This window comes from Arthrobacter sp. yr096, from assembly GCF_900108925.1.
GTDB lineage: Bacteria > Actinomycetota > Actinomycetes > Actinomycetales > Micrococcaceae > Arthrobacter.
The window spans coordinates 112,851-129,233 of record NZ_FNYI01000008.1; the positions used below are offsets into that span (position 1 = coordinate 112,851).

Annotated in this window: 16 protein-coding genes; 10 read left to right on the plus strand and 6 right to left on the minus strand. The window is 62.6% G+C overall.

The features are described from left to right. Window positions 1–4: 4 nt before the first annotated feature. Window positions 5–1,045: a LacI family DNA-binding transcriptional regulator gene (locus tag BMY91_RS18830; RefSeq protein WP_090824707.1), complete on the minus strand. Its 1,041-nt coding sequence runs from the start codon at window positions 1,043–1,045 to the stop codon at window positions 5–7. Window positions 1,046–1,239: 194 nt separating this feature from the next. Between BMY91_RS18830 and BMY91_RS18835 the strand changes: the two genes are divergently transcribed. The 7 genes from BMY91_RS18835 to BMY91_RS18865 are packed head-to-tail and all read left to right on the plus strand — an operon-like array spanning window position 1,240 to window position 8,907. Further along, window positions 1,240–2,610 carry an FAD-dependent oxidoreductase gene (locus tag BMY91_RS18835; RefSeq protein ID WP_090824709.1) on the plus strand — a complete coding sequence of 457 codons (1,371 nt, stop codon included), beginning with the start codon at window positions 1,240–1,242 and terminating at the stop codon, window positions 2,608–2,610. Next, window positions 2,607–3,608 carry a zinc-dependent alcohol dehydrogenase gene (locus tag BMY91_RS18840; protein ID WP_090824711.1) on the plus strand — a complete coding sequence of 334 codons (1,002 nt, stop codon included), beginning with the start codon at window positions 2,607–2,609 and terminating at the stop codon, window positions 3,606–3,608. Before BMY91_RS18835 ends, BMY91_RS18840 begins: the two co-directional genes overlap by 4 nt. A 52-nt stretch (window positions 3,609–3,660) precedes the next feature. Continuing rightward, a complete protein-coding gene (locus tag BMY91_RS18845) occupies window positions 3,661–5,028 on the plus strand; it encodes an MFS transporter (RefSeq protein WP_256212829.1) in 1,368 nt (455 codons plus the stop codon). Then, complete coding sequence (locus tag BMY91_RS18850; protein WP_090824715.1) at window positions 5,025–6,143, plus strand: Gfo/Idh/MocA family protein; 1,119 nt, start codon at window positions 5,025–5,027, stop codon at window positions 6,141–6,143. Before BMY91_RS18845 ends, BMY91_RS18850 begins: the two co-directional genes overlap by 4 nt. 5 nt (window positions 6,144–6,148) lie before the next feature. Next, window positions 6,149–7,012: a sugar phosphate isomerase/epimerase family protein gene (locus BMY91_RS18855; protein ID WP_177179957.1), complete on the plus strand. Its 864-nt coding sequence runs from the start codon at window positions 6,149–6,151 to the stop codon at window positions 7,010–7,012. After that, on the plus strand, window positions 7,009–8,166 hold the full coding sequence (locus tag BMY91_RS18860; RefSeq protein ID WP_090824719.1) for a dihydrodipicolinate synthase family protein: 1,158 nt from the start codon (window positions 7,009–7,011) through the stop codon (window positions 8,164–8,166). The genes BMY91_RS18855 and BMY91_RS18860 overlap by 4 nt, the downstream gene beginning before the upstream one ends. 3 nt (window positions 8,167–8,169) lie before the next feature. Beyond that, the gene (locus tag BMY91_RS18865; RefSeq protein ID WP_256212830.1) at window positions 8,170–8,907 is read left to right on the plus strand and encodes an SDR family NAD(P)-dependent oxidoreductase; all 738 of its coding nucleotides are present in this window, start codon (window positions 8,170–8,172) and stop codon (window positions 8,905–8,907) included. Window positions 8,908–8,929: 22 nt separating this feature from the next. Here the strand turns inward: BMY91_RS18865 and BMY91_RS18870 are convergent, their stop codons facing one another. After that, window positions 8,930–9,460, minus strand: a complete 531-nt coding sequence (locus BMY91_RS18870) for a GNAT family N-acetyltransferase (protein WP_090824721.1) — start codon at window positions 9,458–9,460, stop codon at window positions 8,930–8,932. Window positions 9,461–9,641: 181 nt separating this feature from the next. Between BMY91_RS18870 and BMY91_RS18875 the strand changes: the two genes are divergently transcribed. Further along, window positions 9,642–10,316, plus strand: coding sequence for a flavodoxin (locus BMY91_RS18875; protein WP_218143862.1), 675 nt, complete (start codon window positions 9,642–9,644; stop codon window positions 10,314–10,316). A 66-nt stretch (window positions 10,317–10,382) separates the two neighbouring features. Here the strand turns inward: BMY91_RS18875 and BMY91_RS18880 are convergent, their stop codons facing one another. From BMY91_RS18880 to BMY91_RS18895, 4 genes are read right to left on the minus strand one after another with little or no spacing between them, the layout of a single operon-like run. Then, window positions 10,383–10,775: a universal stress protein gene (locus BMY91_RS18880; RefSeq protein ID WP_090824723.1), complete on the minus strand. Its 393-nt coding sequence runs from the start codon at window positions 10,773–10,775 to the stop codon at window positions 10,383–10,385. 32 nt (window positions 10,776–10,807) lie between these two features. Next, window positions 10,808–12,346 (minus strand): tripartite tricarboxylate transporter permease, encoded by a 1,539-nt coding sequence (locus tag BMY91_RS18885; RefSeq protein WP_090824725.1) that lies wholly within the window; start codon window positions 12,344–12,346, stop codon window positions 10,808–10,810. Next, on the minus strand, window positions 12,346–12,849 hold the full coding sequence (locus tag BMY91_RS18890) for a tripartite tricarboxylate transporter TctB family protein (protein ID WP_090824726.1): 504 nt from the start codon (window positions 12,847–12,849) through the stop codon (window positions 12,346–12,348). Before BMY91_RS18890 ends, BMY91_RS18885 begins: the two co-directional genes overlap by 1 nt. After that, window positions 12,846–13,853, minus strand: a complete 1,008-nt coding sequence (locus BMY91_RS18895; protein ID WP_090824728.1) for a Bug family tripartite tricarboxylate transporter substrate binding protein — start codon at window positions 13,851–13,853, stop codon at window positions 12,846–12,848. The genes BMY91_RS18890 and BMY91_RS18895 overlap by 4 nt, the downstream gene beginning before the upstream one ends. A 264-nt stretch (window positions 13,854–14,117) precedes the next feature. Here BMY91_RS18895 and BMY91_RS18900 point away from each other — a divergent pair, with 264 nt between their 5' ends. Continuing rightward, window positions 14,118–15,716, plus strand: a complete 1,599-nt coding sequence (locus BMY91_RS18900) for a sensor histidine kinase (protein ID WP_090824730.1) — start codon at window positions 14,118–14,120, stop codon at window positions 15,714–15,716. Next, a complete protein-coding gene (locus BMY91_RS18905; RefSeq protein WP_090824732.1) occupies window positions 15,713–16,381 on the plus strand; it encodes a response regulator in 669 nt (222 codons plus the stop codon). Before BMY91_RS18900 ends, BMY91_RS18905 begins: the two co-directional genes overlap by 4 nt. Window positions 16,382–16,383 lie beyond the last annotated feature (2 nt).

A 16,383-nucleotide genomic window follows, 5' to 3' on the forward strand; every position in this document is an offset into this window, starting at 1 on the left:
TGACCTAAAAGGTGCCGCGGCCGTAGCCCCTGCTTGAGCCGCTGGGATCCTTCACTGCGGTTGTGGAGCCCGGCCGCAGCTCAAATTGCGGCGCTTCCGGGACTTTGGGGGAACGCCCGGCATCTGCGATGTAGGCGGCGGCCATCCCGCCAAGTTCCACAAGCGGCAGGGTAACCGTGGTGAGGCCAAAGACCGCCCCACCCCTGGTACCTCCGATGCCAGCCACCGAAACATCATCCGGAATGCGGTAGCCGGAGGTCCACAGGCCAGCCAAAACACCCACGGCGATCTCGTCATTGGCGCACACGATTGCTTCAGGCAGTTCTCCCGCGCCGATGAGTTGGGCCACCGCGTCGCGCCCGGATTCCTGACGCATTCCAACGCTTCCCAACACCATGGGAAGCGCCTGGGCCTCGAACATCGCACGGCGATAGCCCACTACGCGCTGTTCCACAGCTGTCAGCCCGGGCATACCGCCAATAAACGCAATCCTTCGATGGCCCAGCGAGAGCATGTACCGGGTCAATGCGTAGGACGCGGCATGGTTGTCGATGACGATTTTGGTGGAATCGAATCCACGCGGGGCCAGCGCAACCACCCTGGTACCGGCCCTGACAGCAAGATTGACCTCCCTCGCCAATTCAGCCGTTCCAGGGGAACCTTCGATGTCGCTGCCGCAGAACACAATCCCGGAGGCCTGATGCTCCCGGAGAACGCGGAACTTGGTTCGTTCCTGCTCCGGATCCCTGTTGGCGTTGGCCAGGATGGTGACAAATCCAGCCTTGGCGGCTTCTATTTCAATGCCCCGGGTCAATTCGGCGAAGTAAGGGTCCAGGATGTCGCTGGCGATGACTCCGATGATTTTGCTGCGTTGCTGTTTCAACGCCTGGGCGGCCGCGCTCGGTGTGTAGCCCAGCGTCTTGGCGGCGGATTGGACACTCTCGCGAATGTCCCGGGACACCGGATGGGCTGAGCCATTGAGCACCCGCGAGGCTGTGGCCACGGAAACGGCGGCAAGCTCGGCTACTTCCCGCAATGTGGCCATATTTCCCAGACTCCTTCGGTGGATTCAACCGTCCAAGCCTAACTGGCACCGTGATGGTTCTGTGGCCGCGCCGCGAAGTGCTTGACAGGTGCATCCGGACACCTTTAGCGTAATGGTAAACCTTTGCCACTGCGAATTGAATCCTTGTGGATACAGTGGCAAACGTTATCCACTGAACTCAAAGGAGAGATGCAATGACCGACCTTACACAACCCTTCGACCTGATCGTGGTTGGTGCGGGCGCGGCGGGGCTGGCCGCCGCCAACCGTGCGGTGGACCTTGGGGGAAGGGTGCTGCTCCTGGAGAAGGGCCCGGTCCCTGGTGGTTCTGCCGCCTTGTCGGCAGGGATTCTTTGGACCGCCCCAAATCTTGACGTCCTACGGAACATCCAACCGGACGGGGATCCTGTCCTTGGACCGTTGGTGGTTGAAGGCTATGACCAGGCGGTGCAGGATGTCCGTGAAGCCGGCGTGAGTGTCAGCGACGAATGGCTGGACCATCTGGAATGGGGCCGGGCCTGCAAGATCGACATCAAGGAGCTGATTTCCACGTGGTCGGCAAAAGTTGAAGCCACCGGTGGTGGGCTTCTGACGGGTGTGAAGGATGTTGAACTCACCGTTGAGGATGGTGCTGTGGCCGGTGCCTCGTTTGAGGTTGATGGGGAACGTATCGCCGTCCTCAGTAGCGCCGTTCTCTTGGCCACAGGCGGATTCCAGGGTGATCCGGAGCTAAAGCAGAAGTTCATTGGCAATGGTGCCGATGATATTGCTGTCCGCAGCAATCCCAACTCCGTGGGCGATGGGTTCCGTTTGGGGGCCGCAGCCGGGGGCGCCGCCAGCCGTCACCTGTCAGGTTTCTATGGGCACACGCTGCCCAGCCCGTTGCCTGTATCTCCGGAAGTGTTCCTGCGGCTGACCTTGTATTTCTCCGCGTACGGAATCATGGTCAACCGGCTTGGCAGGAGATTCACGGATGAATCGTTGGGTGATGAAGTCTCCAACCAGGCAGTGGTCCGTGAACCAGGACGCCGAGGGGTTCTCATCTGGGACGACGAAGTCCAGCAGACCCGGGCTTTGGCCGTTCCGTACCCCAGCGGCATGGCCCTGGATCGTCACGCTGAGGCCCGCAAGCTCGGCGCCAGGACGGCAGAAACGGCCACGTTGGAGGAACTCATCGACGTCGTGGCTACGTGGGGTGTTGACCGTGCGGGCCTCGTGGAAACCCTGGAGAATTACCAGCGTGCATCCGACGGAGACTCCGTCAGCCTGGACGCACCGCTTCCCCAGCGTCCAAGCCCGCTCTTAAAGGGCCCGTTCCGCGCCGTGGAATTCCAGCCCTGCATCACCATCCCCTTCGGCGGGCTGAGGGTGAACGGTGACAGCCAGGTTCTGGACCGCGACAATCGTCCGGTCACCGGACTGTTCGCAGCTGGAGCAGACGCGGGTGGGGCCCAGGACCTCCGTTATGTGGGGGGCATCGTGTTTGGTTTCGTCTTTGGCCGGCGCGCAGCAGACGCGGCCATGCGCACCAGCCGTCCCTCGGACAAACTGGTGGCAGTCTCATGATTACCTCGACAGTGGGCCGCAGGGTCGCGTGGGCAGGCCCCGGGCAACTCGACGTCGAAGACAGCGGGTGGCCTGCACCGGGTCCGGATCAGGTGGTGATTCGTGTAGAAAGCGTTGGAGTCTGCGGAACTGACCTCAGCATCTGGCGGGGCGACCATGACGGCCTCCGGAAAGGTGCTGTTCTTGGGCACGAATTTGGCGGCACGATCGTGGACGTCGGGGCCGACGTGGAGTTCAGGTCCGTTGGACAGAAGGCAGCTGTAGACCCCAACCTGACGTGCGGAAGCTGCCAGGACTGCCTTACGGGCTCCCGTGGCCTTTGCGGCCAGCGCAAGCTGATGGGACGGGACGTCGACGGCGGGCTGCAGAGTTTTGTTGCGGTGGAGGCCGCTCAAACAATCCTTGTTCCCGGCGAACCGGATCCCCGTGCGCTGGCGCTTGTGGAGCCGATCGCTGTAGGAGTCCATGCCTGCGAACGGGCCGCAGTGAGGTTTGGCAGTCACCTGGGCATCATCGGCGGAGGCGCGATCGGCATGGCCTGCACCCTTCAGGCCCGTAGCTTGGGTGCCGCGAGCGTCACAGTCGTGGAACCAGACCCCCAGCGCAGGGCTGCCATCGAAGCCTTCGGCGTGAGCGCCTTGGCTCCCGGAGACATTCCCGAGCAGCGCTGGAACGTTGCGATCGACACCGTCGGCAGTGCCGGCACCATCAGTGCCGTCATGGACCTGATGGTGCCGGGCTCCACGATTTGCGTGGCAGGCCTTGCTACTGGCGGAACGCTGCCTGCCGCCAGTGATCTGGTGCGCCGTGAGCTCACCATCACCGGAACGTTCTGCTACACCACGGCCAATCTCCACACGGCTGCAGCACTCGTGGCACTTCACGGGCTCAACGCCCTTCCGCATGACCTCATTCAAGGTTTCCACAGTGCCCCCGAGGCAATCGAAGACTTTGCCCAAGGCCGTCTTGGCCGCGGCAAAACCCTCATCATCCCCTAGCCCAACAGGGCAACCACCCCAGACGACTGAATCTGCAATGAAGGAGAAATCAGTGAAAACCTCCCTGCAAGACACTGCGGTGCTCCCACCGCATGCCAAGAACAGCCCAAAGCGGGCAGCTGTCGCCAGTATGGCGGGCGGAACGCTGGAGTACTACGACAATTACATTTACGCTCTGGCTGCAGCCCTGGTTTTCGGGAAGATTTTCTTCCCGGAGGCAGGGGGCGTGGCGACATTGGCTGCGCTGGCCACCTTCGCGGTCTCTTACGTTGCCCGCCCGTTGGGCGCAGTCCTCCTGGGACACTTTGGCGACCGGATCGGCCGGAAGAAAGTGTTGGTCTTTATCCTGATCCTCATGGGAACGTCCACGTTCCTGGTCGGCTGCCTGCCCGGCTACGCGCAGATTGGCGTGTGGGCGCCCACCCTGCTGATCACGCTGCGGATACTCCAGGGAATTTCCGTGGGCGGTGAGACCGCCGCCGCCACAGTATTGACCATTGAAGTTTCGCCTGAAGGCCGCCGCGGCTTCTTCACGAGTTGGGCCCCCAACGGCATCGTGGCCGGTTTCGTTCTGGCAACACTTGTCTTCGTACCCATTTCGGCGCTGCCTGAGGCCCAACTCCTCAGCTGGGGTTGGAGAGTCCCGTTCTTCCTGAGTGCTTTCGTCACCATTGCCGGATTCGTGATCCGGGCAAAACTCACCGAACCAGAGGCGTTCGTAGAAGCCCAGGCTGAGCATGCGCTGGTCAAAGTGCCGGTTGTGGAGGTGTTCCGGTCCCACTGGGGTGCCATTATCCGCGTGACGTTCTGCTCACTCGCCTTCGCCATCGACACCGTGATCAAGGTCTTCGCCCTCTCCTTCGCCACCAGCGTTTATGACATCCCGCGGAGCACCATGTTGTGGGTCCTGATCGTCAGCCACATTTGTGCCCTGGTGACGCAGCCCTTGCTCGCTTCCCTTTCTGATCGCGTAGGCCGCAAGCCGGTATTCATCGCCGGAAATCTGGGTTGCGCTGTAATGATCTTTGCCTACTTTGCCGCCATTCAGTCGGGCAACGTCCCCCTGCTCTTCCTGACGGGGTTCCTCTCGGTCTCCTTCGCTTATGCGGCCATCAACGCCACGTATCCGTCGTTCTTTGCGGAGATGTTCAACCTCAAGGTCCGCCAGACGGGAATGGCGCTGGGCCTGCAGATCGGCTTGATCGCTGCCGGCTTCGCCCCCACGATCTATACCGCACTGACGGCAGGAAACCCCACGGATTGGTTGCCGGTGGCGATCATCTCAGCCGTCATCTCACTTCTCGCCGTAGCCGGTGCCCTCACGGCAAAAGAAACGTCCAGGATCCCGTTGGACCAACTGGGATCTCCCATCTCCAACCCAGCGCAGTCCACCCCCGTCCGTTCAGGAGAACAGTCATGAACCAACCTTTCCGTGTGGGAATAGCAGGTTGCGGCAATATCGCCGACAACCACTTCCAGTCCTACTCCGAGCTTTCCGACGTCCAGGTGGTGGGTGTGTGCGACGTCGACCTTGGCCGTGCCCGGGACTTCGCTGCCAGCCGTGGCATTGTCCACGCCGTCCAGTCCGTTCGGGAACTCATCGAATTGGGAATCGATGCGCTCAGCGTCTGCACTCCACATCCCACTCATGAGGCCGTGGTAACCGAGGCCGCTGCCGCTGGAGCGCATATTCTGTGTGAGAAGCCGGTGGCCACAGATGTCGCCTCGGCAGAACGTATGGTGCTGGCAGCCGAGCGCCACAGCGTTACCTTCGGTGTGGTCTTCCAGCGCCGGTTCTGGCCCGGGGCCCAGGCCCTCCGTGCCGCCATCGACGACGGTCGGCTGGGCCAGCCCATGCTGGGTCATTGCCAAGTGCTTCTGCATCGAGGCACCGACTACTACGGCACTGCTGCTTGGCGTGGAACATGGAACGCCGATGGTGGGGGAGTGCTGATGACCCAGGCCATTCACTACATCGACCTTTTGCAATGGTTCATGGGCGACCCTGTGGAGGTCAGCGCCAAGGCCGGCACGTTTGTCCTTGGAGATTCCATCGAAGTGGAAGACACTGCGGCAGCCCTCATCACCTTTGCCTCGGGTGCTGTCGCCACCCTCAGCGCCACGGTGGCGGCCTCGCCAAACCTGGGTAGCCGGATCGTTGTCACCGGCACCACCGGCGCCACGGTCAACGTCACAGAGTTTCCGGAAGGCTCCGATGCTATTAACGACCTGTGGGCCGTCCCGGGCGAGGAACATGCAGCTGATGTCTTCTGTGACGGGCTGACAGGAGATATTCCTGTGGCTGAGGTAAACGCCAAGCTCTTGCCTCTGCATAAACGCCAAGTGGCTGACTTCGTAGACGCCGTGCGGAACGGCGGCGAACCCAGTGTCAGCGGTCGCGAGGCTATGAAGTCCCTTCAGATCGTCACGGCTGTCTATGAATCTGCCCGCACAGGACTCCCGGTGCGGATAGGTGACGCGTCCATGGAACCGTTCAGTTTGCCGCACCTGGCCGCGGCGGTGGCCTCACGATGACACCTGTGGAGGAAAACACTGTGGAACTGAGCCTCAACCAGGCAACCACCCGCCCCTATCCGCTGATCGCCACGGCGGAAGCGGCCATGCAGGCTGGCATCCGGCATATCGGACTGTGGATCGAGCCAGTGCAGGAAATCGGTATTGCCCGCACCCGCAGGCTGCTTGCCGACACAGGGCTGTCCGTCAGTTCCGTGTGCCGGGCAGGGTTCCTCGCCGGCAAGGAAGGGGCTGAACTGAAGGAAGCGATGGATAGTGTGAGACGGGCCCTTGACCTGTCACATGAGGTGGGGAGCCCCATGTTGACGTTGATCGCCGGAGGGTTCCCGGAGCATGACCGAAGCATCCGCAATGCCGAAGACAGGCTGCGGGCCAGGATTGAGGAACTCGAGCCACATGCCCGGGAGACTGGCGTGCGCTTGGCACTGGAGCCATTGCATCCCTTGTTCGTGCAGAGCCGCAGCGTTGTTACGCGAATCGCGCAGGCGCATCGGGTGATTAAGGATTTTCCGGCCGAAACCGTCGGAATTCTTGTTGATGCCTATGCCACAGCCTGGGATCCGACCTTCGACGACGACGTCCTCGCCGCCGGTCCCCGGATCGCCGGCTACCAAGTCAGCGATTTCGCCCTGCCTTTGCCCATTCCGGACAACATGAACGGCCGGCTGTTCCCGGGCGATGGAAGCCTCGACCTTGGTTCCTTGACAGCCTCCGTCCGGCGGGCCGGCTTCATCGGACCTGTTGAGGTGGAAATCTTCAACGAGGACATCTGGGAGTTGCCGCTGCAAACCATCGTGGACCGAACCGTGGACAGCTTCGCTCGCCATCTCACCCAGCCCCTTAATGCTCTGGAGCGCCAACCCGTATGAAAACACTGAATGCTATCGCTCTGCCTGCCCTTGGCGGGAAGTACCGCACCATCGAACCCGCCGCTCCGGCAGCCCTTGAAATCAGCACCACTCCTTCAATATCGCGGGCGGTGTATGCCGCCGGACACGTGGTGGCGGATCCATTCCAGGCCAGCGCCGGATCTTCCTCGATCGACTGGGACGCAACGCTCAGCGTCAGGCACGAACTCTGGGGTCTCGGCCTCGGCGTTGCCGAAAGCATGGACACCGCGCAACGGGGGATGGGCCTTGACGCGAAGCAGGCTCTGATCCTGGCGCGACGAACGCTGGCCGAAGCCCGCAGCGTCGGCGGGGCTGTCGTCGTCGGAATCGGCACAGACCAACTGGGACCGGGACCGTACCCGTTGGCCGAAATCGCCGATGCCTATGCTGAGCAGTTGGCGGGGGTGGAAGAGGCCGGCGGCCGCGCCGTCATGATGGCCAGCAGGCAGTTGGCCCTTTCCGCAAAGGGGCCCGACGACTACCTGGCGGTATACAGCCAAGTGCTCGGCGCCTCGCAAGAACCGGTCATCCTGCACTGGCTGGGTTCCATGTTCGATCCATCCCTTAGCGGGTACTGGGGCCATCAGTCCACGTCGGCGGCGTCTCAAACAGTGCTGGACCTCATCGGATCCAACCGGGAAAAGGTTGCCGGCATCAAGATCTCACTACTCGATAAGGAACACGAGATTGATTTCCGACGACGGCTGCCGGCGGGGGTGCGACTCTTCACCGGCGATGATTTCAACTATGCCGAGCTCATCGCCGGGGATGAACATGGCCATAGCGACGCCCTGCTGGGCGCCTTTGCCGCCGTACCGCGGTTTGCATCAGCGGCGTTGTCGCGCCTCGATCGGGGAGACGCGGACGGCTTCCGCCGGATCCTGGAACCGACGGTGCCGCTGAGCCGTCTGATCTTCGAAGCGCCCACACAGTATTACAAGGTGGGGGTTGTGTGGCTCAGCTACCTCAACGGATGGCAGAGCCACTTCCGGATGCTCGGAGGACTGGAAACAGGCCGTTCGCTGGTTCACTTGGCTGACGTGTTTGAGTCCGCCAACAGCCTGGGGCTGTTTCCTGATCCCGAATTGTCCGCGGCACGGGCACATGCCTACTTCCGTGGCCAGGGGGTGTGAAGGGTGACCATCACTCAATCCTTGATGGGTACCGGACTTCGATGCCTCGTAGTGGGAGCGGCTTCCGGCATAGGGGAGGCAAGTCTGCAGAGGCTTGGCAGCAACGGCCACCGCGTCATCGGAGCAGACCTTCCATCGTTGCGGTGGCCTGATTCGCGTAGTTCCACCACTCAACTGGGCATCGATATCACGGACGAGCAGTCAGTGCAGGCCGCGGTTGCGGAAGCGGTGTCCCTCTTGGGTGGCCTGGATGTGGTTGTTAACACGGCAGGCATCCTTGGAAAGATTCAGCCATCCTCCGAAGAGTCCGTTGAAGAGTTCGATCTGCTTTTGCGCGTCAACCTCACTGGGGCTTTCGCGCTCTCTAAAGCCGTGCTTCCAGTCATGGCGGAGAGTGGCTTCGGGCGGCTCATCCACTTCTCCTCCACAGCAGGCAAGGAAGGCGTTCCGGGAATGACGGGTTATTCAGCGAGCAAGGCCGGCATCACTGGCTTGGTGAAAGCCCTGGCCAAGGAGTACGCCGCCGCGGGCATAACGATCAACGCCATCGCACCTGGCAAGATCGATACGCCGTTGCTCAACGGAAAGGCGCCGACATCCGGGGATCTGCAGAAAATACCCATGGGTCGCCTGGGGACAGCAGAAGAGGCTGCAGCCTTGGTGGAGTTCATCGCTTCACGCGAGGCCTCCTACACCACGGGCTTTGTGTTCGATCTCTCCGGCGGCCGGGCCGTTTACTAAGGCCCGATTTCCAGGATTCGGCCTAGAGCTCGCACTCCATCACGAAGTCGTGTTCAACCGTGTTTCCGAGCTTGAAGGACTTGGTGCCTACGCGCTGGAACCCGCTCTTCTCATAGAACCGGATGGCCTTCGCATTCTCGCTGTTCACGCCGAGCCATACCCCGGCCGCGCCCTTGTCCGCTGCATGGGCCAGTGAAGCCTGCATGAGCCGCGATGCTGCCCCTTGTCCGTGGTGCTCGGGGTGGACGTAGCATTTGCTGAGCTCCGTTGAGGGGAGTGCCGAGAGGACGGAGGCGACGTCGGGATCGCTTGCCGGCTTGGCAACCAGGAGCGTGTACCCGTTCAGCTGCCCGTCGTCGTCGAGCACCAGGATGGTGATGTTCGCGTCGGCGAGGTAGTCCACAAAGTTGGCCTCGCTCAGCGTTTTCCCGATGTGGGCCTGGATATCAGCAGGAGAGGCGCCCGGCGGGCAGGCCAGCGGGAAGGTGACGGCGGCAAGCTCAGCCAGCTTCCCGGCGTCGTGCGTTGTTGCGGTGCGGATGGTCTCAGTCACGTGGTCCCCTTGCGAGTTTTTGTACAGGTAATGCCCCTAAGAACGAATCTTAAGGGCATTAGCTGGACGAAAACTGGTTCACGGCGAAGCAGGAACTGGCAGTACACCTCACAGCAGGCACTCCCGCGGCGATGACGTGGCTGGTTCCCTTGAACCAGGACCCATCTGCGAAAGGACAAGAGTGCACCGAGTCATTAGCCCAATTCCAGCCCTGGACCGTCGCACTCTCCTGCGCACCGCCTTTGCGGGAGCGGCAAGCGGCGTGCTTGCCACCGGAGCCGCCGGATGTCAGCCGTCGCAGCAGGGAACGTCGCCGCAGGGAACCACAGGCAAACGGGTCCTGCTCGCCTTCTTCTCGCGGGCCGGCGAGAACTATTACTACGGCGACCGAATCAACCTCGACGTCGGCAACACCGAAGTCCTGGCCGGGATGATCAGGTCCCGCATCTCCTGTGACGTCTACCGGATCGAAGCCACTGACCCTTATCCGTTTGACTACGGGGAAACCGTCGCGCGGAATTCGCAGGAACAGGACTCCGACGCACGCCCCGCCATCGCCAATGCCCTTCCCTCCATTGATCAATACGACACCGTACTTCTGGCAAGCGGCATCTGGGGCAGCCGTGCCCCGATGATCATGGCCACGTTCACGGAGGGGCTGGATTTCACAGGCAAGACGGTCCACCCTATGGTGACGTACGCCGTGAGTGGCCTGGGCTCCACGGAGCGGGACTATGCCGAATCGTGCCGGGGAGCCACGGTGGGGCAGGGGCTCGCCGTACGTGGTGAGGAAGTCAACCAAGGAGGGGCCGCCGTCGAAAGTTGGCTCCGTGACAACCAGCTGCCCGCCACCTGACCCGGACAAAACGTACGACGGCGGCTGGTCACCCGGGTGACCAGCCGCCGTCGCGCTTTCTGGAAGTTAGTCCGCTTTGACCGCGAGCACCGGGCAGTCAGCTTCGAGCAGGATCCGCTGGGAGACACTGCCCATGATGAGCTTGCCTACCGGGCTGCGGCGGCGAAGGCCGATGACAATCAAGTTGGCTTCATTCTCGTCGGCGGCGTCCAGGACCTCAGCTGCTGCATCGTGCCCGCGGACCGGTTGCTTGATGATGTGCTGGATGCCGTGCTCGGCGAGGCGCTCCTCGATGCTTTGGATATCCGGTTCCTGGGCGTACCGGTTATCCACCAGGGCGTCGCCCTTGGACGAGTTGATGACCAGCAGTGTGTCGTTGCTTTTCTTGGCCTCGGCGATGGCCTGCGTCAGTGCCGCTTCGCCTTCAGGTGTGGGGACGTATCCCACCACGATGGTCATGGTTTCTCCTGTTTGTGCTGGAAGTGGATGGTTCAGTCGCTGTAGTCTGCAGCGCCCGAGTTGGCGGGGAGCAGGGGTTTCTTCGCAGGACCGTTGCGGCGGATGAGCTTGAAGATGAACGGCCACGCCAGGATGATCGCCACGATGATGTAGACCACTATCGCGATGGGCTCGCTGAAGAGACCGGCGGGATCGCCCGCGCTCAACTGCAGCGTCTTGCGGAGCTGGCCTTCAATGCGCGGCCCCAGGATCACGCCGAGGATCAGAGGCAGGACCGGAAGTCCGAACCGCCGCATCATGAACCCGAGGGCGCCGAGAACCAGCAGGATCACCAGGTCGAACGCCTGCAGGTTGACCGAGTAGGCACCCAAAGTGGCGAAGAACAGGATGCCGGCGTAGAGGTAAGGGCGGGGGAGCTGCAACAGTTTGGCCCAGACAGGCGCCAGGGGCAGGTTGATGAGCAGGAGCAGGAAGTTCCCGATGAACAGGCTCGCGATGAGCGCCCAGACCAACGGCCCTTGGCTGGAAAACAGCTGCGGACCCGGCTGGATGCCGTAGGACGTAAAGGCAGCGAGCATCACGGCGGCCGTTGCGTTGGTGGGCAGGCCCAGGGCAAGCATGGGGGTCAGTGTTCCGGCAGCGGCGGCGTTGTTGGCCGCTTCCGGTCCGGCGACACCTTCAATAGCGCCCTTGCCGAATTCCTCCGGGTGTTTGCTGAGCCGCTTCTCGGTGACGTAAGAGAGGAACGTAGGAATTTCCGCGCCACCAGCTGGAAGTGCGCCAAACGGGAAGCCGAAGGCAGTGCCGCGAAGCCACGGCTTCCAGGAACGCTGCCAGTCCTTCTTGCCCATCCACGGACGGCCAACGGGAATGACGTGCAGCGGTGTGCGGCGCAGGTGGGCGGCAACCCAGAGGGCTTCACCCACGGCGAAGATCGCGACCGCCACCACCACGATGTCCAGGCCGTCCACCAGCAGCGGTTGGCCGAAGGTCAGGCGGCGTTGGCCGGTCACCGAGTCGATGCCCACCAAGCCGATAGCCAAACCAAGCGCAAGTGAAGCGAAGCCGCGGAGCCTGGACGAACCAAGGACCGCAGTGACGGCCAGCAGGGCAAGGACCATGATGGCGAAGTAGCTCGGAGCACCAAGACTCACGGCGAACTGGACCACGATGGGTGCGAACACAGCCAGAAGCGCGGTGCCGATGGTGCCGGCGATGAAGGAGCCGATGGCCGCGGTGGCAAGTGCCTGCGCGGCCCTGCCCGCCTTGGCCATCTTGTTGCCTTCGATCGCCGTCACCACCGACGACGATTCACCCGGAGTATTTAGCAGGATGGACGTGGTGGAACCGCCGAACATGCCGCCGTAGTAGATACCGGCGAACATGATGAACGCGCTGGTGGGCTCCAAAGCGGCGGTCATCGGAAGCAGGAGCGCTACGGTCATGGCCGGGCCCAGGCCCGGAAGGACGCCGACGGCGGTACCCAGGAGTACGCCGATCACGGCGAACAGGAGGTTCATGGGGGTCAGGGCGGTGGCGAAACCGTCCATGAGGGAGGACCAGACGTCCATTAGAGGATTCCTTCCAGGAGCCCGGCAGGCAAGGCGATGCCCAAACCGAGGTAGAAGCCGTAGAAGGTCAGCAGGGCCAGAGCCACTGAAATGAGGCCGTCCCGGATGTAGCGGCGGCTGCCGAGTGCCAGGACGCTGCCCCAGAACAGGACGGTCCCGGAGATCACCCAGCCGGCCCAGTCAATGAGCAGGATGTTCAGGATGAAGGCACCGGCCAAGGGGAGGACGGTCTTCCAATCGGCGGGGTGTGCCAGGTCAACGTCTTCTCCGCCCTCGGCTTCGCCTTTGCCTCCGCGGAGGACGTTGATGGCAAGGAGGATGGCGCAAATGATCAGCAGCCCGGAAACAATGAACGGAACAGTCTTCGGACCCACCGGATCCGACTGGGAGTACGGGGTCACCAGGCCGTTCGCATCCAGGAAGACCAGGACGCCCACCGCGCCGAGCAGGAGGGCTACCCCCAGCTCGGCGCGGCCTTTGAGGCCTGTGGCTATGGAGCTCACGCCAACCCGAGCTTGGTGAGGACATCCGCCACGCGCTTGTCCTGGTCCGTCAGGAAGGTCTGGAACTCGTCACCGGTAACAAAAGCATCGGACCAGCTGTGGGTCTTGAGTGCTTCCTTCCAACCGGCCGAGGCGTGCATCTTCTCAAGCGCGGCGATCAGGGATTTCTTGTCGTCCTCGCTGATGCCCGGAGGGGCCACCACGCCGCGCCAGTTGGTGAAGACCAGGTCAATGTTGGATTCCTTCAGCGTGGGAGCATCCACGCCGTCCAAGCGGTTCTCGCCACTGGTGGCCAGGACCCTGATCTCACCGGACTTGATCTGCTGCAGGTACTCGCCGGCGCCGGAAGCGGCGAAGCCCAGCTTGTTACCGAGGATGGCGGGCAGAAGGTCTCCGCCGCCGTCGTAAGAAACAAAGTTGACCTTGGTGGCGTCGATGCCAACAGCGCCGGCCAACTGCATCGGCAGGAGGTGGTCCGGGCCGCCGGGCGAAGAACCGCCGCCTACTGCAATGGAGCCAGGGTTGGCTTTCCATGCCTTCACCAGATCATCAATGGTTTTGTATGGGGAATCCTTGCTGACCATGACGGCGCCCGGTTCCTCGATCAGCTTCGCCAGCGGAGTGGTCTCCGTCAGCTTCGACTCGGACTTGTTGGTGTAGCTTGCCCCAACAACGCCCAGGCCCATGAGCATTGTGAGGTCACCATTGCCCTTTTCGTTGACGATGCGGGCCAGGCCCACGGTGCCTCCGGCGCCGGCAAGGTTGAACACCTCGGTGTTGGTGGAAATCTTCTCGTCGTCCAGAACCTTGGCGGCTGCCCGGGCGGTGGTGTCGTAGCCGCCGCCGGGGGTGTTGGGAACCATGATCTGGAGACCGGTGATGGGCCCTGCGGCTGCGCCGGAGCTTTCAGAACCGGTGGACTTTCCTGTGGCACCGCAGCCGGTGGCCATCAGGGCGATGCCGGCTGCGACGGCGGCGACTCGCAATGCGCGGAACTGGCGCATGGTGTTCCTCTTCTCATCATTGAAAATTCGGGTGCAGGGCTATGCCCGTTGATGTGATGCTAGGTGTGTACGTGACGGCGATCACTCTTGTGTTCGCAGTGATCTTTAAGTTCATTGCGTTCACGGTCCCGAAAGGTCCTTCGCACGTCTGGGGTATAGTTCCGATACGCCACGCAGCGGGCCCCTGTTGCCCGATTGTTTCCGGCACCACCCAAAGGAACCCACGCAGTGACTCGACTGACTCGGCTGTCTCAAAGAAGAGGCATGTCCCTTGCCGGACAGTACCTCGTGCTGCAGTTGCTCATTGTCCTGGCAGTCCTGGTGGCTGTGGTGGCCATTTCACTGGCCCAGTCGGCGGACGCATTTGAACGGACCGAGGGACGCCGCGCGTTATCTGCCGCCGAAGCCTTGGGCAACAACCCCACAGTCCGTGCCCTGTTGCCCACCGCTGAACCTCGCGCTGGTTCTTCCCTTCCTGCCGTGGCTGAATCCGTGCGGACCGTCTCGGGTTCGTCACAGGTGGCCCTTGCCAAGCTGGACGGCACCGTAGTGACCGCCTCCGACCCCGGCCTGGTGGGCCGGCCCCTGCCGTTGGGCGAGAGCAGGGTCATGGAGGGGCGGGCGTGGACCGGAGTCCTGAAGGGAAACAACGGTGCCGTGCTCTCCGCGCACGTCCCCGTGATTAACGACGCCGGAAAAATGATCGGCATTGCCGCCATCAGCCGCAACTATCCCTCAACCCTGGAACGGCTGGGCGACGCCGTCCCCAACCTCCTCATCTATCTCGGTGTAGCCAGCATCCTTGGAGTGGCCGGTTCCCTGCTGCTGTCCCGCCGCGTCAAAAGGCAGACCCTGGGCATGGAACCCCGGGAAATCACCGGCCTGGTGGAAAACCGGGAAGCCATGCTGCAGGGCTTGAAGGAAGGCGTCGTGGCGTTGGACCCCCACGAACGGATCACTGTTGCCAACCAGAGTGCCCGGCAACTACTCGGTTTGCCCGTGGACTGTGTGGGAAAGAAGCTGCGGTCTTTGTCCGTGGATCCCGCTTTGAAAGTGGTGCTGACCCGTGAACAGTCCGACGCCGACCAGCTGGTCCTGGTGGGGGAGCGGTTGGTGGTCATGAACCGGGTGGCCCTCCGCTCGAACGGCCGCGACATCGGTTCAGTGACCACTTTGAGGGACCGGACCGAGTTGTCGTCCTTGGAGAGCGAACTCGGCGCCACCCGGACCGCCACAGACACCCTGCGGGCCCAGGCCCACGAGTTCGCCAACCAGCTCCACGTCATCTCCGGCCTCATCCAAATCGGCGAATACGACTCCGTGGTGCAGTTCGTTAACGGCGCCACGGTGGACCGGACCAGGCTCAACGATGACGTGACCAGCCGCATCGAAGACCCGGCGCTCGCAGCCCTTCTCATCGCCAAAGCCAGCCTTGCCGCCGAGCGGGGCGTAGAGCTGAAACTTGACCCGCAGTCCGCGCTTCCGCGCGTCAGGGACGAACTCTCGCGGGACATCACCACGGTGGTGGGCAACCTGGTGGACAACGCGTTCGACGCCGTCACTGGACTCGCCGGGGCCTCGGTCCGAGTGCTGGTGGTTGACTCGACGGACGGCGTCACTGTCACCGTCCAGGACAATGGTCCAGGCGTGCCTTCCGGCTCCGCGGAAGACATCTTCCGCCAAGGCTTCTCCACCAAAGACCCGGGACCGGGCGATGCCCGGGGATTTGGGTTGGCGTTGTCGCGGGTGATCTGCCGCCGGTCCGGAGGTGACCTGGTGGTGTCCAATGACAAGGGGGCTGTGTTCACCGCACGGTTCAGCAAACACGTCTCACATTCCAGCGAAGGGGCTGCGCAGCCGTGATCAAGGTACTGATCGTCGACGACGACTTCATGGTGGCCAAGGTCCACGCCGGATTCATCCAAAGGACGCCCGGCTTTGAGGTGGTGGGCGCGGCACACACAGGGGCTCAGGCCCTGATGGAAACCGAGAGGCTACAGCCTGACCTGGTGCTGTTGGACATCCACCTTCCGGACGCCAACGGCTTGGATCTCATGCACCAACTCCGGGATGTGGCCCCTGACCTGGACGTACTGGTGATCAGCGCTGCCCGGGAAGTGGAGACAGTCCGAAAAGCGTTGCGCGGGGGGATCGTGCACTACCTGATCAAGCCGTTCTCCCAAGCAGATCTGCAGGAGAGATTGGAGCACTACCTCAGCGCGTACCACGGGCTGGATGCATCCAAGGTGGAGGCCGAGCAGTCCGATGTGAACAAGGTCTTTGGGTTGTCTGCTTCCGAGCGGACCCTGCCAAAGGGCTGCAGTGTGGAGACTCTTGAGTTGGTGGAGTCGGCGCTGAAATCAGCGCCCGGTGACCTTTCCGCCGCCGAGGTGGCTGAGCAGCTGGGGACCTCCCGCGTGAGTGCCCGTCGTTACCTTGAGTACCTCCACGACGAGGGGGCGCTGGAGGTCAGACTCAAGTACGGCGTCGGGCGTCCTGAAAGGCGATATGTGCTGAAGGGGCGGTGAGC

Bases quoted from the DNA above. Each gene is read 5' to 3' on its own strand.
- BMY91_RS18840 (WP_090824711.1), top strand. From the start codon at position 2,607: ATGATTACCTCGACAGTGGGCCGCAGGGTCGCGTGGGCAGGCCCCGGG.
- BMY91_RS18850 (WP_090824715.1), top strand. From the start codon at position 5,025: ATGAACCAACCTTTCCGTGTGGGAATAGCAGGTTGCGGCAATATCGCC.
- BMY91_RS18835 (WP_090824709.1), top strand. From the start codon at position 1,240: ATGACCGACCTTACACAACCCTTCGACCTGATCGTGGTTGGTGCGGGC.
- BMY91_RS18880 (WP_090824723.1), bottom strand. From the start codon at position 10,775: ATGACCATCGTGGTGGGATACGTCCCCACACCTGAAGGCGAAGCGGCA.
- BMY91_RS18895 (WP_090824728.1), bottom strand. From the start codon at position 13,853: ATGCGCCAGTTCCGCGCATTGCGAGTCGCCGCCGTCGCAGCCGGCATC.
- BMY91_RS18885 (WP_090824725.1), bottom strand. From the start codon at position 12,346: ATGGACGTCTGGTCCTCCCTCATGGACGGTTTCGCCACCGCCCTGACC.
- BMY91_RS18860 (WP_090824719.1), top strand. From the start codon at position 7,009: ATGAAAACACTGAATGCTATCGCTCTGCCTGCCCTTGGCGGGAAGTAC.
- BMY91_RS18830 (WP_090824707.1), bottom strand. From the start codon at position 1,045: ATGGCCACATTGCGGGAAGTAGCCGAGCTTGCCGCCGTTTCCGTGGCC.
- BMY91_RS18900 (WP_090824730.1), top strand. From the start codon at position 14,118: ATGTCCCTTGCCGGACAGTACCTCGTGCTGCAGTTGCTCATTGTCCTG.